This window comes from Nocardia sp. NPDC059177, from assembly GCF_042755165.1.
GTDB lineage: Bacteria > Actinomycetota > Actinomycetes > Mycobacteriales > Mycobacteriaceae > Nocardia.
Genome location: NZ_JBHZBX010000028.1, coordinates 40,558 through 55,797, shown reverse-complemented (window position 1 = coordinate 55,797; position 15,240 = coordinate 40,558). Strand labels below are relative to the sequence as shown.

The following is a 15,240-nucleotide window of genomic DNA, read 5'->3' as shown; positions in this document are numbered from 1 at the left end:
CCCCTTGGGTCCCGTCGATCAGGCACCGTTGCTTGCTCCTTCGTCGCCTACGCAACGGCGCCTGATCGACGGGACGGGCGCGAACCGCCGCTTCGCGGCGATCCCTCCTCGGGGTCGGGATGTGCGGGGCTGGGAATGCGGTCGGGTGACCGATTCAAGTTGCTGTGGGGTTCGATTCGGCATCTCTGGCCGCGATCCGGCGGAGTGGTGGTTCCGTGGGGGGTGGAACACGCCGGTCCGGGAGTTCGGCGAGCAGTGTTGTCGTGGCCGCGGCGATGGCGGCGACGGCCTTGTCGACCGCGGGTTTGGTGGTGCTGCTCAGTCCGGAGATGCCGCCGACTTTGCGCACATATTGCAAGGCGGCAGCGTAGATCTCCTGCTCGGTGGCGGCAGGCTCCAGACCACGCAAGACGGTGATGTTTCTACACATGTCAGAACCATAGACCTGTGGGGCATCTCACGGCAGGTCGAGAAAGCAGTGATCTGAAAATCTCGTGACGCACGCGGGTTCGCTGTCCGCCCGCGACGGCTCCGGCCGCACTAGACTCGGCCGCATGCCTGCTCGGGGAGTACCAGCGCTGACCACTTTTCCCTACCCGGAACTGGATGATCGCGAGGAAGATCACTGGTCCGGCGCCGGAGTCAGCGACGATGAACTGAGGGCACTGTCCCTCGGTGCCTTCTACTCCACCCGCTGGGACGCCTTCCACGACGCGATGCTGCTCGGCCCCGAGCGCGAGCACCCGCTCGGCGACCGCCGCGAACTGGCCATCGACACCCTCACCGGTGCCTGGGGCATCACCGACGGCACCGAGGCCCGCGCCTCGATGGAACAGCTGCTCGAGGGCATGCACGCCCCGCTCTACGCGCTGGTGCACCCGCTGGTGATGGCCTCGATCAATGCCAGTGAGCGTGACCGTTTCGGCGAGCGCGCCGACCGGCACCGCGCCTTCCTGCGCCAGGTCGGCTCCTTCCGCGGCATGGACAACCCCGAGGCGCTGGTGCGCGACTACGACATCTGGGCCCAGGCCATCAAGATCGGCTTCACCGAGCACCTGGCCCGCCCACTACCCAACGACATCCACGCCTGGGATCTGGCCCGCGTCGTCGCGGTGGCCCGGATGGCCTTCACGGCCGGCTACATCGAGGCCGACGTGGCCTGGGAGTACGCCATGCGCGCGCTGGTGCCCGCGCAACGCCGCTACCGCAACTGGCGCCAGTTCGGTGACGCCTACCTCACCGGCTGGACCTACTGGCAGGCCACCGAGGACCTCGCCGAACTCAAGAACGGCGGCGTCGACCGGCGGATGGAACTGCTGCGGCTGTGGACCCGGCCGACCAGCCCGTGGCGCCGGATCGAGCTCAACGAGCCGGCCAAGCAGGTCGAGGCCGACGCGCCCGAACCGGACTGAGTGCTACAGGCTGCGCAGGATCCCGCGGCCGTAGCGCTGGAACTGGGTGTCGTCGACCATGCCGAGGGAATGCCGTTCCACCAGCAGTTCCCATTCGCCGTAGAGCTGCGACACGCCCGGATCGGCAGGCCCGGCACCGCCGTCGGCGGCCTGCCTGCGCACGGCGAAGTTCACCGCGCAGGTGACGCGTTCGGTGTCGGCCCGGTCCACCCCGGCGAAGTGCAGTGTCCTGTTGCCGTCGCTGACGTCCATGCCGGAGCCGCCGTGGCGGGTGTCGATCTCGCCCGGCGCGGTCCGCGCGCCCTCGACCGTGCGGGCGCCCAGGATCGCCGGAACGGCCAGCTCGTGCGCGTAGCGCTCACCGGCGCCGACCGCGATGAACAGCAGCCGGGTGGTGGTGGCGGCGAGCAGACCGGGGCCCGAGCCCGCCGGTGGGGCCGCGACGGCGATGGCGGTCTCGAGTACGTACTCGTCCGGGGTGACGTATCGGTTCAGCGCGCTGATCGCCGACCTGGCCTCTTTACGCGGCGCCATCCGGCGCACCGCCCGCTCCACATCGGCGCGGGTCGGACCCGACTTTCCCCATTCCGGGGCGGGCGGGGTGAGGTCGGGCGCGGCCACGTCGATGCGCTGGGTCGCCATGATCTGATCGTTGATCCGGTCGACGATGCCGAGGGCGGCCGGCACGTCGTGCTCGGCGATCAGGACCGGCAGCGGGGTGCGGTCGGCAGGCACGCCGGTCAGCAGCGGGGTGGGATAGCGCAGGTAGATCTCGATGACCACCGCGTCGTCGGCACGGCGGTTGAGCCGCACTTTGAGCAGGTCGGCGATGGGCACATCGAGAACCCGCTCGCCGTCGGTACCCGGCCGCAGGACGGTGAGCCGTCCACCGCCGTGGCGCAGAATCGCTGTGGGTGTTCGTAGCTCGACGATGTCCGTACCCCCTGCGCTGTAGTTGTGTCGTCGCCCACGATAAGGCGGGCATGACATGATTGTGGCCACTTGCCACAACCCGGTCGGAGCGTTCGGGAACCTCTTGCGTTCTCCGGCCGTTTACCAGTGCAACTGCACCAGCAGCCGAACTGCGCGATGTATCGAACTAGACCGTACGCGGTAACGTGGCATGTCCGCATCCGAAACCCGCCGATCTCGACGCTTCGCTAGGCACACCCGGAGAAATAACCGGAAAGGACTGGGCCGTCCGGCCGACGCTCTATGAACCGCAAGACAGTGTTTCGCACTTTGGCGATCATCTCGGGCATCATGCTCATGATCTGGCTGTTCACCTTTCTCAGCGATGACACGCGCGGCTGGGAGAGTGTCGACACCTCTGTGGCGCTCAGCCAGCTGGAGAACAAGGAAAACATCAAGAACATCCAGATCGATGACAAGGAGCAGCAGCTCCGCATCGAACTGAACAACGGCAACGAGGCGACCAACAACAACACCAAGATCGTCGCCAAGTATCCGGGCGGCGGGGAGACCTCGGCGCAGATCTTCGATGCTGTGCAGCAGTCCGGCGCGAAGTACGACACCGTGGTCAAGCAGGAGAGCTGGCTTTCCCAGCTGCTGCTGTTCATCGTCCCGATGGTGCTGCTGGTCGGCCTGTTCCTGTTCGTGATGTCGCGCATGCAGGGCGGCGGCCGCGGCGGCATGATGGGCTTCGGCAAGTCCAAGGCCAAACTGCTGACCAAGGACATGCCCAAGACCACCTTCGCCGATGTCGCCGGTGCCGACGAAGCGGTCGAGGAGCTCTACGAGATCAAGGATTTCCTGCAGAATCCGTCGCGCTACCAGGCACTCGGCGCCAAGATCCCCAAGGGCGTGCTGCTCTACGGTCCGCCGGGAACCGGTAAGACGCTGCTGGCCCGCGCGGTCGCGGGCGAGGCCGGTGTGCCGTTCTTCACCATCTCCGGTTCGGACTTCGTCGAGATGTTCGTCGGTGTCGGCGCCTCCCGCGTGCGCGACCTGTTCGAGCAGGCCAAGCAGAACAGCCCGTGCATCATCTTCGTCGACGAGATCGACGCCGTCGGCCGCCAGCGTGGCGCCGGTCTCGGCGGCGGTCACGACGAGCGCGAGCAGACCCTCAACCAGCTGCTGGTCGAGATGGACGGCTTCGGCGACCGCACCAACATCATCCTGATCGCGGCCACCAACCGGCCCGACATCCTCGACCCGGCGCTGCTGCGTCCCGGCCGTTTCGACCGGCAGATCCCGGTCGGCAATCCCGACCTGGCCGGGCGCCGCGCGATCCTGCGGGTGCACTCGCAGGGCAAGCCGATCTCGCCCGAGGCCGATCTAGAGGGCCTGGCCAAGCGCACCGTCGGCATGTCCGGCGCCGATCTGGCGAATGTCATCAACGAGGCCGCGCTGCTCACCGCGCGGGAGAACGGTCAGCTGATCACCGGCGAATCGCTGGAGGAGTCGGTCGACCGCGTCATCGGTGGCCCGCGCCGCAAGAGCCGCATCATCAGCGAGCACGAGAAGAAGATCACCGCCTACCACGAGGGTGGCCATACCCTCGCGGCCTGGGCGATGCCCGATATCGAGCCGGTCTACAAGGTCACCATCCTGGCCCGCGGCCGCACCGGCGGTCACGCCATGACGGTGCCCGAGGACGACAAGGGCCTGATGACCCGCTCGGAGATGATCTCCCGGCTGGTGTTCGCGATGGGTGGCCGCGCGGCCGAGGAACTGGTGTTCCACGAGCCGACGACCGGTGCGTCCTCCGATATCGACCAGGCCACCAAGATCGCCCGCGGCATGGTCACCGAGTACGGCATGAGCGCGCGCCTGGGCGCGGTCCGCTACGGCCAGGAGCAGGGCGACCCGTTCCTCGGCCGGTCGATGGGCACCCAGGCCGACTACTCGCACGAGGTGGCCCGCGAGATCGACGAGGAGGTGCGCAACCTGATCGAGGCCGCGCACACCGAGGCCTGGTCGATCCTGAGCGAGTACCGCGAGCAGCTCGACGCGCTGGCGAGCGCGCTACTCGAGCGCGAGACCTTGCACCGCAAGGACCTGGAGAAGGTTCTCGCCGGTGTCGAGAAGCGGCCACGGATCACCGCGTTCAATGATTTCGGTGATCGGGCGCCCTCGGACAAGCCGCCGGTGAAGACGCCGGGTGAGCTGGCCGCCGAGCGCGGCGAGCCGTGGCCGCCCGCCCAGCCCGCGCCGGTGCCCGCCGGTGCGCCGCTCGAGCCGGCCAACGGTCACCCCGCCCCGCCGCAGTACCAGCCCGCGCCGCCCGCGAGCGGGTACCCGCTGCCCAGCGCGCCGACCCAGGCGTTCCCACGGCAGGGCGGCACCCACGGGTCCCGGCCCGACTACGGTGCCCCGGCCGGCTGGTCGGCGCCGGGCTGGCCGCCGCGCGAGGAGCAGCAGCAACAACCGCAGCAGCCGCCCCAGCCACAGGCCCCGCAGGGCCAGGGCAGCGCGTGGGCGCAGCCCGAGCAGCCCCGGCACGCCGACAACGGATTCCAGGCCTGGGGTGAGCAGCCCGCCACGCCACCGGCGCCCGGTACCGATCCGGAGAACAACGACTGGGAAGGGCCGAACGGCCGCCGCTGACCGGTGGCCAACTACGCTCGATCGTCGGATGCCGGACGAATACCGGCGTCGACATGTGGAGGTGCGGAGAAGTTGTCTAGTAACGGGTCGAGCGCCGATCCCGCAGGCGAGCTCGGCGCGACGAGCCCGTCGCAGCTGACGGCACTGGCGACCGGCCGTGCCTTCGATCAGCCGCGCGCCGAGGCGGCGGTACGGGAACTGCTGCTCGCCGTCGGCGAGGACCCCGACCGGCCGGGCCTGCTCGACACTCCCGCCCGGGTGGCACGCGCGTACCGGGAGATGTTCGCCGGGCTCTACACCGAGCCCGACCAGGTCCTGTCCACCACCTTCGACGAGGGCCATCAGGAACTCGTGCTGGTACGCGACATCCCGATGTACTCCACCTGCGAACACCACCTGGTGTCCTTCCACGGCGTCGCGCACGTCGGCTACATCCCCGGCACGCACGGGCGGGTCACCGGCCTGTCCAAGCTGGCCCGTGTGGTCGACCTCTACGCCAAGCGCCCGCAGGTGCAGGAGCGCCTGACCAGCCAGATCGCCGACGCGGTGATGCGCAAGCTGGACCCGCGCGGCGCGATCGTGGTGGTCGAGGCCGAGCATCTGTGCATGGCGATGCGCGGTATCCGCAAGCCCGGCGCGAGCACCACCACCTCGGCGGTGCGCGGCCTGTTGCAGACCAACGCCGCCTCGCGTGCCGAGGCGCTGGACCTCATCCTGCGCAAATGAGCGAACCCGTCGTGATCGCGCGGGGCGGCCGCTCGTGTGTGGTCATGGGCGTGGTCAACGTGACCGGGGATTCGTTCTCCGACGGCGGTCGCTACCTCGATCCCGACCTGGCGATCGCGCACGGTATCGAGCTGTACGCCCAGGGCGCCGACATCGTCGATGTGGGCGGTGAGTCGACCAGGCCCGGCGCCGATCGCGTCGATCCGGCCACCGAGGCCGCCCGGGTGGCCCCGGTGATCCGCGGGCTCGTCGCCGCAGGCGTGCCGACCAGCGTCGACACCATGCGCGCCGAGGTCGCCGAGGCGGCGCTCGAGGCAGGCGTGGCGGTGATCAACGATGTCTCCGGCGGCCGGGCCGATCCGAACATGGTGAAGGTCGTCGCCACCGCCGGGGTGCCGTGGATCCTCATGCACTGGCGTGCAGGCGCGGACTACCGGCACACCGGTCCCGCCGACCACTACGACGACGTGGTCGCCGAGGTGCGCGCCGAACTCGATGCCCAGGTCGAGCTGGCCGTGGCCGCGGGTGTCGCCCCGGACAAGCTGATTCTCGATCCCGGTCTCGGTTTCGCCAAGAACGCCGAGCACAACTGGGAACTGCTCGCCGCGCTGCCCGAGCTGGTCACCGGCCTGCCGATCCTGATCGGCGCCTCCCGCAAACGTTTCCTCGGCGCGCTGCTGGCCGACGAGTCCGGCCCGCGTCCGCCGGACGGCAGGGAGATCGCCACTGCCGCGGTGTCGGCGATCGCCGCGAACCAGGGCGCGTGGGGAGTGCGGGTGCACGATGTGCGTGCCTCGCTGGACGCGATCGCCGTCGTCGACGCGTGGCGCAGCGCCACCGCAGCCCGAGGAGGCCACCGATGAATTCGCCACTGCTGCCACCGCCGGCCGGGCGGGCCGCGTCCTCCCGGATCGAGCTGCGTGGGCTGCGGGTCTTCGGCAGGCACGGCGTCTTCGATTTCGAGCGCCGCGACGGCCAGGAGTTCGTCGTCGACCTGACCGTGTGGGTCGATTTCGCCGCGGCCGCCGCCTCCGATGACCTGGCCGACACCGTCGACTACGGCGCCCTGGCCGAACGCGCGGTTCGCATCGTCGCCGGTGAACCGCGCGATCTGATCGAGACGGTGGTCTCCGAGATCGCCGACGACGTGATGACCGATCCGCGCATCGAGGCCGTGGAGGTGGTCGTGCACAAGCCGTCGGCCCCGATCCCGCACACCTTCGCCGATGTGCGGGTGGTGGCGACCCGCTACCGCACCCAGGCACCGGAGCCGCGTCGATGACTCGCGCGGTGCTCTCGATCGGCGCCAATCTCGGGGACCGGCTCGCCCACCTGCGCAGCGTGGTCGACGCGCTCGGGGAGCGGCTGGTCGCGGTGTCGCCGGTGTACACCACCGCGCCGTGGGGCGGCGTCGACCAGGACGACTACCTCAACGCCGTGCTCGTGGCCGAGGACCCGGCCTTCGACGACTACGCCTGGCTGCGTTTCGGCCAGGACCTCGAGCAGGCCGCCGGGCGCGTGCGCGAGGTGCGCTGGGGTGCGCGCACGCTCGATGTCGACGTGGTCACCTGCACCGACGAAGCCGGTGTGACGATCGTCCGGGACACCGATCCCGCGCTGATCCTGCCGCACCCACAGGCGCACAACCGGGCCTTCGTGCTGATCCCGTGGCTCGACGTGCAGCCGACGGCGACGCTGCCCGTGGACGGCGCGTCGACCCCGATCGCGCGACTGCTCGCCGGTCTCGATCCGGCCGAGCGGGCCGGGGTGGTGCGCACGGAGCTGGTGCTGGCCGACGAGAGCGCGCCCTCGTGCTGAGACCCACCCGGCTGCTCGACCTCGCGCTGAACGTGGTGCTGGCCGCGGCCATCGCCTGGGTCGCCACCCGTTTCGCCTACTCGACCTTCCCGTCGATCTCGGTGGCGGCGGGCGCCTCGCTGCTGCCGGTCGCCGCGATCGAGGCGGCGCTGGGTTTCCTGATCAAGGCCAAGATCGCCGAGGAGAAGATCGGCGACGGACCGTCGGAACTGCATCCGATCAATGTCGCGCGCGCGGCCGCGCTGGCGAAGGCATCGTTGCAGGTGGGTTCGCTGGCGGCCGGTGTGTGGCTCGGCTTCCTGCTGTGGGTATTCCCACAGCGCGGGACCGTGACGGCCGCGGCCGCCGATTCGCCGGGCGCGGTGGTCGGGATGCTGGCCGGGTCCGCCCTGGTTGCTGCGGCATTGTGGCTCGAGTACTGCTGTCGCGCACCGGAAGATCCACCCGACGAACCGGCTACCACATAGCAACTTTCAGATGGAACCACCGGACAACACAGTGCGCCGACCAGCGATTCCCGGCTACCCTGGCCCACATGGTTTCACCCTCCCGTAGCACCACGCCCCGTCGACGGCGGGACGACGCGGGAAAGCTCTTCATCGGCGTCCTCATCCTGCTCGGCCTGACATCCAGCGTTTTCCTGATCTTCAGCGAAAACGTGCAATACATCCGGATCGGCCTGGTAGCGGCACTGTGGGCGGCGGTGATCGGCGCGCTCGCTGCCACCCGCTATCGCAAGGACGCGGCGGTCGACAAGGCCAAGGTTCGTGATCTGCAGACGGTGTACGAGTTGCAGCTCGAGCGCGAGATCAACGCCCGTCGCGAGTACGAGATGGGGGTGGAGGCCCGGGTCCGCGCCGAGGTGGGCGCCGACGCCACCGAGATCGCGGCGTTGCGAGCCGAGCTGAGTCTGCTGCGCCAGAACCTGCAAGTCCTCTTCGACGGTGCGCTGCCCGACGAACAGATCGCCCTGCAGGCCGACGCGGTGCGCATCGACGCGCTGCCCGCGGGCAGTTTCGACGCTTTCGATGATGTGGAGGCGGATTTCGAGGATAGCCCGGTGGATGCCAACGCCGCCTGGTTCGGCCCGTGGCAGCAACCGCCCAGCGCATTGAAGCCGGTCTTCATGCCGCCGGTCGCGGCCAATTTCGCCGACCCCTACGACGATCCGGTCACCGCCGAGACCTCCGCGGTATCCCTCGACGACTACGCCGAAGCCCAGCAGTCGAACGGCGATCAGGCCTTCACGATGCCGGCCGAGCCGGTGTTCTCCGCGCCCGTCGCCGAACCCGTGTTCACCCCGCCGGTGCCCGAACCGGTCTTCACCGCCCCGGCGGGCCAATCCGCCTTCGTCCCGCCCGCGTCCGTCCCGGGCAAGACACCCCCGCCCCGGCTCTCCGCCCCGAACACCCGGCACCTGAACGCCGACGGCATCGACGAGACCCCAGCGCCCAACGCCGACCCGTTCCCGACTCCCGAACCGTCGCAGGCAGTCGCGGAGCAGGCCCAGCCCGCCGCTCCCACGGTCGGCACCAGTTCCCGTCGCCGTCGCCGCGCCGAGTCCGAAGGCAGCACCCGGCTCTCGGTCGCCGACATCATGGCCAACCTGCAGTCCGAATCCCGCTGATCGCCGAGAGATAGATCACGGGGGCAGGCCGTGGCGGTCGGCGCCGACCGCCAACTATTCTCGATGCGTAACGTCCGGTACCCGCCCCGCGGGACTGGAACGCGAATCGAGAGGACAACGTTGACCTCGAGAAGTGTCAATTCCGATGGCGCGAACGTGGGTGTCGACCCTGCGCCCGCACGACTGACGGTGGGAATCGTCTCGGCGGGACGGGTGGGTTCGGCCCTCGGTGTCGCGCTCGAGCGCACCGGCCATGTGGTCTTCGGTGTCGCCGCGATCTCCGATGCCTCGGTGCACCGGGCGCAGACGCGGCTGCCCGAATCGCAGATCCTGCCGGTCGAGGAGATCGCCCGCCGCAGTGAACTGCTGCTGCTCGCGGTCCCCGACGCCGAGCTGGCCGGGCTGGTCCGTGGGCTGGCCGGCGCCGGTGTCGTCCGGCCGGGCACCATCGTCGTGCACACCTCCGGCGCCAACGGCATCGCCGTGCTGCAGCCGCTGACCGACCAGGGCGCACTGGGTCTGGCGATCCATCCCGCGATGACCTTCACCGGCCACGACGAGGACATCGACCGCCTCGCCAACGCCTGCTTCGGCGTCACCGCCGCCGACGAGATCGGCTACGCCATCGCCCAGGCCCTGGTCATCGAGATGGGTGGAGAGCCGGTCCGGGTCGACGAGCAGCAGCGCACGCTCTATCACGCCGCCCTCGCGCACGGCAGCAATCACCTGGTCACGATCATCGTCGACGCGGTCAGCGCGCTGCGCGAGTCGCTAGCTGGGCCGGGGCTGCTCGGTCAGCCGGTGGTCGACGACCAGCCCGGCGGCCTGCCCGAACGGCTGCTCGCCCCGCTCGTCTCGGCCGCGCTGGACAACGCCCTGCGCCGGGGCCCCGCCGCGCTGACCGGCCCGGTCGCGCGCGGCGACGTCGACGCGGTGGCCGCGCATCTGACCGCACTCGAGTCGGTGGACGAGCGCCTGGCCGCGGCCTACCGCGCCCTGTCGCTGCGCACCGCCGAGCTCGCCAAGACCAATCCGGCGCTGCTGGATCTGCTCGCGAAGGAAGGCCACTGATGGAACCCCGAGAAGTGCACCACCACGAGGGCGGGGCCAGGGCGAGCGGCGCCTACCGGCCCGGTGCGCTGACCGTGCACCACAGCGCCGAAGTGGTCACCACCGTGACCAAGGCGCTGCGCGGTGCCGGGCGCACGATCGGTTTCGTGCCGACCATGGGCGCCCTGCACGAGGGTCACCTGAAGCTGGTCCGCCAGGCCAAGCTGACCAACCAGGTCGTGCTCGTGTCGATCTTCGTCAATCCGCTGCAGTTCGGCGCGAACGAGGATCTCGACGCCTACCCGCGCACCCTGGACGCGGATCTGGAGCTGCTGCGGCACGAGGGTGTCGACCTGGTGTTCGCGCCGTCGGCGCACGACATGTACCCGGAGGGCCCGCGCACCACCGTGCAGCCCGGTCCGCTCGGCGCCGAGCTCGAGGGCGGCAGCAGGCCGGCGCATTTCGCCGGCATGCTCACCGTCGTGGCCAAGCTGCTCAACATCACCAACGCTTCCGAGGCGTATTTCGGTGAGAAGGACTATCAGCAGCTCACCCTGATCCGCCAGATGGTGCGCGATCTGAACCTGAACGCCACGATCGTGGCCTACCCGACGGTCCGCGAGGCCGACGGCCTCGCGCTGTCCTCGCGCAACCGCTATCTCGACGCCACCCAGCGCGAAACCGCGCTGACGCTCTCGGCCGCGCTGGCCGCTGGCCGCCATGCCGCCGGGCTCGGCGCCGAAGCCGTACTGGCCGCCGCGCGCGGTGTGCTGGACGCGGTCGACGGCCTCGACCTGGACTACCTCGAACTGCGCGACGCCAACCTCGGTCCAGCGCCCACCGCGGGCAATGCCCGTCTCCTCGTCGCGGCCAAGGTCGGCGACACCCGGCTGATCGACAACGCCCCGATCGTCCTCGGCGCCCAGATCGACGGACACCCCGACGCGAACTCCCTGCCTGCCGCGCAGGCGCTCTGAGAAAGGCGACGACGATGTTGCGCACCATGATGAAGTCCAAGATCCACCGTGCCACGGTGACCCACGCCGACCTGCACTATGTCGGTTCGGTGACCGTCGACCAGGACCTGCTCGACGCCGCCGATCTGCTCGAGGGCGAGCAGGTCTGCATCGTCGACATCGACAACGGCGCCCGCCTGGAGACCTATGTGATCGCCGGTGAGCGCGGTTCGGGCGTGATCGGGATCAACGGCGCCGCCGCCCATCTCGTGCACCCCGGCGACCTGGTCATCCTGATCGCCTACGGCCAGCTGGACGAGGCCGAGCTGCGCGCCTACGACCCGAAGGTGGTCTTCGTCGACGAGCGCAACCGCGCCGTCGAACTGGGTTCGGACCCGGCGCACGCCCCCGAGGGCTCCGGCCTCACCTCCCCGCGCTCGCTCTCCTTCGCCTGAGCAGGGCGGGGGGCCTCGAGATGCTGCTGACGATCGATGTCCGCAACACCGGGATCGAGTTCGGCCTGATCTCCGGCAGCGGCGACCACGCGAAACTGGTGCGGCACTGGCGCATCCACACCAATCCACTGCTCACCGCCGACGAGTTCGCCATGCAGGTGCGTGGCCTGGTCGGTGCCGAGCTGGACCAGGTGGTCGGCGTCTGCGCGCTCTCGACCGTGCCGCCGGTGCTGCGCGAGCTGCGCACCATGCTCGCGCGCTACTGGGCGCACGTGCCGCACGTGCTGGTGGAACCCGGTGTGCGCACCGGTATCCCGCTGCTGGTGGACAACCCCAAGGAGGTCGGCGCCGACCGCATCGTCAACTGCCTGGCCGCCTACCGGCAGTTCGGCGGCCCGGCGATCGTGGTCGATTTCGGGACCGCGATCTGCGTCGACCTGGTCTCGGCCAAGGGCGAGTTCCTCGGCGGGGTGATCGCGCCCGGCGTGGAGATCGCCACCGAGGCGCTGGTGGAGCGCAGCGCACTGCGCCGCGTCGAGCTCACCCGCCCGCGCTCGGTGCTCGGCAAGAACAGCATGGAGTGCATCCAGTCCGGCGCGGTGTTCGGTTTCGCCGGTCTGGTGGACGGTCTGATCGACCGCATCCGCGACGAATTCGACGCCTTCGCCGGCAGCGATGTCACCGTGGTCGCCACCGGTGCCGGCGCGCCGCTGATCGTCCCGGAATCGGAGACCATCGATTCCCACGAGCCGCACCTGACGCTGACCGGGCTGCGGCACGTCTACGAGCGCAACAAGAAGTGAGACGCAGGTCATGGTCGACCGCGGTGATCGTGACCTGCTAAACTCACGCTTGTGAATTTCCGTGTGAGCGCCCAGGAGTGTTGTCGAGGCTAGCTGCCTCGACCGTTCGAGGCTGACGTTTTCCCCTCGACCGTTTCACACCTCCTGGAGATTCGCTCATGCGTTCTTCTGTCCTTTCCCTTTCTTCCGCGCGCGACGATTACTCCGCGACGCCTCCGCTCGACCGTGCGATCGCCTCGGCGCTGCCCACCCGGCTGCGCCCGGCCGACCTGCTGCGACTCACCGACGAGGGCGCCGAAGACGTGCTGGCCGGCCGCTACGACCACCTGTTACCCGCCGACGGCATCTGGCCGGCCGACCAGCGTTGGGCGACGCGGCTGCTGCACGACGACGAGGTCGATGTCTGGCTGATCAGCTGGACCCCGGGTAAATCCACCGAATTGCACGATCACGCCGGTTCGCTCGGCGCGCTCACCGTGCTCAGCGGCGCGCTCTCCGAATTCCGCTGGAATGGTTCGGAGTTGCGCAGGCGCACCCTCGCCGCGGGTGATCAGGCGTCGTTCCCGATCGGCTGGGTGCACGATGTGGTGCGCGCGCCCGCCGCCGCCGAATCCGTCGGCCCGCTCGACCCGACCCTGAGCGTGCATGCCTATTCCCCGCCGTTGTCGGCGATGTCGTATTACGAGGTGACCGGTCACGGCACCTTGCGGCGCACCAACACCGTCCTCACCGACCAGCCCGAAGGTGACATGTGATGAGTCCTTCGTCGATTGATCAGATGCTCGAGAACGCGCGTGCGCAGCTACGCAGGCTCTATGTCTACGACGTGCCCGCCGCATTGGCCAGGGGTGCGATTCTGGTCGACATCCGGCCCGCCGCGCAGCGGGTGCGCGAGGGTTCGCTGCCGGGCGCGCTGGTCATCGAGCGCAATGTCCTGGAATGGCGGCTGGATCCGACGTCCTCGGCGCGGTTGTCGCTGGCCGCAGACCACGACGTGGAATGGGTCATCTTCTGCTCGGAGGGCTACACCTCGAGTTTGGCCGCGGCCTCGTTGCAGCAGCTGGGTTTGCACCGGGCCACCGATCTGATCGGCGGATACCAGGCTTTGAAGTCGGCGGGAATGCTGACTGTCGGTATCGGCGCACCCCACTTCGCCCGCGAGGTCGATGCCCTGGCGTCGCTGTAGGGGAGCGCGCATAACCGTTTTCGGCGCAGGCTACTGTTATCGGATGTGAGCACCCCTAACCCCGCCGAGACCGGCCGCGCCGTCAGTTCCGCCGTGGACAGTGATGTCCCCGAGCAGATGCGGATTCGCCGGGACAAGCGGGAACGGCTGTTAGCCGAAGGCGGCGAAGCCTATCCGGTGGCGGTGCCGCGCACGCACACGCTGGCCGAAATCCGGGTCGCCTACCCGGATCTGGAACCCGATACCCAGACCGGTCTGCAGGTCGGTGTCGCCGGCCGCGTCATTTTCGTCCGTAATACCGGCAAGCTGTGCTTCGCGACGCTGCAGGAGGGCGACGGCACCAAACTGCAGGCGATGATCAGCCTCAACGGTGTCGGTGCCGAGGCACTGGCCGCCTGGAAGTCCGATGTGGACCTCGGTGACTTCGTCTTCGTGCAGGGCGAGGTCATCTCCTCGCGCACCGGCGAATTGAGCGTCATGGCGCAGTCGTGGACGATGGCGGCCAAGTCGCTGCGTCCGCTGCCGGTGGCGCACAAGGAGATGAACGAGGAGTCGCGGGTCCGGCAGCGCTATGTCGACCTGATCGTGCGTCCAGAGGCCAGGGAAATGGCGCGTACCCGCGTGAACGTGGTCCGCGCGCTGCGGGCCGCGCTGGAGCGCCGTGGCTTCCTCGAGGTCGAGACCCCGATGTTGCAGACCATTCACGGTGGCGCCGCCGCGCGCCCGTTCGTCACCCACTCGAACGCCCTGGACATGGATCTTTTCCTGCGGATCGCGCCGGAACTGTTCCTCAAGCGCTGTGTGGTCGGCGGCCTGGAGAAGGTCTTCGAGATCAACCGGAACTTCCGCAACGAGGGCGCCGACTCGACCCATTCCCCCGAGTTCGCGATGCTGGAAACCTACGAGGCTTACGGCACCTACGACGACTCGGCGACGATGCTGCGGGAATTGATCCAGGAAGTCGCGCAGGAGGCTTTCGGCACCCTGCGCGTGACACTCGCAGACGGAACGGAATATGATCTCGGCGGCGAGTGGACGACCGTCGAGATGTATCCGTCGCTGTCGGAGTCGATCGGTGTCGAGGTCACCCCGGAAACCACTGTCGAAGAATTGCTCGCGCTCGCCGATAGGGTAGGTCTGGAAATTCCCGTCGGCAAGGGCTACGGTCACGGCAAACTAGTTGAAGAACTGTGGGAACATGCGTATGGCGACAAGCTCTACGCGCCGACTTTCGTCCGGGACTTCCCGGTCGAGACGTCACCGCTGACCCGTCAGCATCGCAGCAAGCCCGGCGTCACCGAGAAGTGGGATCTCTATGTTCGCGGGTTCGAGTTGGCCACGGGCTATTCGGAGTTGGTCGATCCGGTGATCCAGCGGGAACGGTTCGTCGACCAGGCGCGGCTTGCCGCGGCGGGTGACGACGAGGCGATGGTGCTCGACGAAGACTTCCTCTCCGCGATGGAACACGGCATGCCGCCGACCACCGGAACCGGTATGGGAATCGATCGCTTGTTGATGGCACTCACCGGTTTGGGAATCCGGGAAACGATCCTGTTCCCGATTGTGCGTCCGACTGGTCGCTGACCAGTCAATTTGCGAGGCGAAGGTCTCGTGTTGGAAATTTCGCAATTCGGGGT

17 protein-coding genes are annotated in these 15,240 nt (G+C 68.9%); 15 read left to right on the top strand and 2 right to left on the bottom strand.

The annotated features are described in order from the left end of the window. Positions 1–154 precede the first annotated feature (154 nt). Positions 155–430, bottom strand: coding sequence for a DUF2277 domain-containing protein (locus ACFXK0_RS26515; RefSeq protein ID WP_379413598.1), 276 nt, complete (start codon positions 428–430; stop codon positions 155–157). 124 nt (positions 431–554) lie between these two features. Here ACFXK0_RS26515 and ACFXK0_RS26510 point away from each other — a divergent pair, with 124 nt between their 5' ends. Then, positions 555–1,412, top strand: coding sequence for a DUF1266 domain-containing protein (locus ACFXK0_RS26510; RefSeq protein ID WP_379413596.1), 858 nt, complete (start codon positions 555–557; stop codon positions 1,410–1,412). 3 nt (positions 1,413–1,415) lie between these two features. Here ACFXK0_RS26510 and ACFXK0_RS26505 read toward each other — a convergent pair whose 3' ends face one another. Then, positions 1,416–2,402, bottom strand: coding sequence for a hypothetical protein (locus ACFXK0_RS26505; RefSeq protein ID WP_379413595.1), 987 nt, complete (start codon positions 2,400–2,402; stop codon positions 1,416–1,418). 225 nt (positions 2,403–2,627) lie between these two features. Here ACFXK0_RS26505 and ftsH point away from each other — a divergent pair, with 225 nt between their 5' ends. From ftsH to lysS, 14 genes are all read left to right on the top strand, one after another. Then, positions 2,628–4,982, top strand: a complete 2,355-nt coding sequence (gene ftsH / locus ACFXK0_RS26500) for an ATP-dependent zinc metalloprotease FtsH (RefSeq protein ID WP_379413593.1) — start codon at positions 2,628–2,630, stop codon at positions 4,980–4,982. A 135-nt stretch (positions 4,983–5,117) separates the two neighbouring features. After that, the gene (folE, locus tag ACFXK0_RS26495; RefSeq protein ID WP_379413604.1) at positions 5,118–5,708 is read left to right on the top strand and encodes a GTP cyclohydrolase I FolE; all 591 of its coding nucleotides are present in this window, start codon (positions 5,118–5,120) and stop codon (positions 5,706–5,708) included. After that, positions 5,705–6,571 carry a dihydropteroate synthase gene (gene folP, locus ACFXK0_RS26490; protein WP_379413591.1) on the top strand — a complete coding sequence of 289 codons (867 nt, stop codon included), beginning with the start codon at positions 5,705–5,707 and terminating at the stop codon, positions 6,569–6,571. The genes folE and folP overlap by 4 nt, the downstream gene beginning before the upstream one ends. Then, the gene (gene folB, locus ACFXK0_RS26485) at positions 6,568–6,990 is read left to right on the top strand and encodes a dihydroneopterin aldolase (protein ID WP_379413590.1); all 423 of its coding nucleotides are present in this window, start codon (positions 6,568–6,570) and stop codon (positions 6,988–6,990) included. Before folP ends, folB begins: the two co-directional genes overlap by 4 nt. Then, positions 6,987–7,526 (top strand): 2-amino-4-hydroxy-6-hydroxymethyldihydropteridine diphosphokinase, encoded by a 540-nt coding sequence (gene folK, locus ACFXK0_RS26480; protein WP_379413589.1) that lies wholly within the window; start codon positions 6,987–6,989, stop codon positions 7,524–7,526. Before folB ends, folK begins: the two co-directional genes overlap by 4 nt. After that, positions 7,520–7,993 (top strand): DUF3180 domain-containing protein, encoded by a 474-nt coding sequence (locus ACFXK0_RS26475; RefSeq protein WP_379413587.1) that lies wholly within the window; start codon positions 7,520–7,522, stop codon positions 7,991–7,993. The genes folK and ACFXK0_RS26475 overlap by 7 nt, the downstream gene beginning before the upstream one ends. A 68-nt stretch (positions 7,994–8,061) precedes the next feature. Then, positions 8,062–9,153, top strand: coding sequence for a DUF6779 domain-containing protein (locus ACFXK0_RS26470; protein ID WP_379413586.1), 1,092 nt, complete (start codon positions 8,062–8,064; stop codon positions 9,151–9,153). 156 nt (positions 9,154–9,309) lie between these two features. Continuing rightward, positions 9,310–10,224 carry a Rossmann-like and DUF2520 domain-containing protein gene (locus ACFXK0_RS26465; RefSeq protein WP_379413585.1) on the top strand — a complete coding sequence of 305 codons (915 nt, stop codon included), beginning with the start codon at positions 9,310–9,312 and terminating at the stop codon, positions 10,222–10,224. Beyond that, the gene (gene panC, locus ACFXK0_RS26460; protein WP_379413583.1) at positions 10,224–11,180 is read left to right on the top strand and encodes a pantoate--beta-alanine ligase; all 957 of its coding nucleotides are present in this window, start codon (positions 10,224–10,226) and stop codon (positions 11,178–11,180) included. Before ACFXK0_RS26465 ends, panC begins: the two co-directional genes overlap by 1 nt. A gap of 14 nt (positions 11,181–11,194) precedes the next feature. Further along, entirely contained in the window at positions 11,195–11,614 is a 420-nt protein-coding gene (gene panD, locus ACFXK0_RS26455; protein WP_379413581.1) for an aspartate 1-decarboxylase, read from the top strand. A gap of 20 nt (positions 11,615–11,634) precedes the next feature. After that, the gene (locus ACFXK0_RS26450; protein WP_379413579.1) at positions 11,635–12,417 is read left to right on the top strand and encodes a type III pantothenate kinase; all 783 of its coding nucleotides are present in this window, start codon (positions 11,635–11,637) and stop codon (positions 12,415–12,417) included. A gap of 158 nt (positions 12,418–12,575) precedes the next feature. Then, on the top strand, positions 12,576–13,172 hold the full coding sequence (locus ACFXK0_RS26445; protein WP_379413578.1) for a cysteine dioxygenase: 597 nt from the start codon (positions 12,576–12,578) through the stop codon (positions 13,170–13,172). Then, a complete protein-coding gene (locus ACFXK0_RS26440; protein WP_379413577.1) occupies positions 13,172–13,603 on the top strand; it encodes a rhodanese-like domain-containing protein in 432 nt (143 codons plus the stop codon). Before ACFXK0_RS26445 ends, ACFXK0_RS26440 begins: the two co-directional genes overlap by 1 nt. Before the next feature lie 117 nt (positions 13,604–13,720). Then, positions 13,721–15,187, top strand: a complete 1,467-nt coding sequence (gene lysS, locus ACFXK0_RS26435) for a lysine--tRNA ligase (RefSeq protein ID WP_379413603.1) — start codon at positions 13,721–13,723, stop codon at positions 15,185–15,187. Positions 15,188–15,240 lie beyond the last annotated feature (53 nt).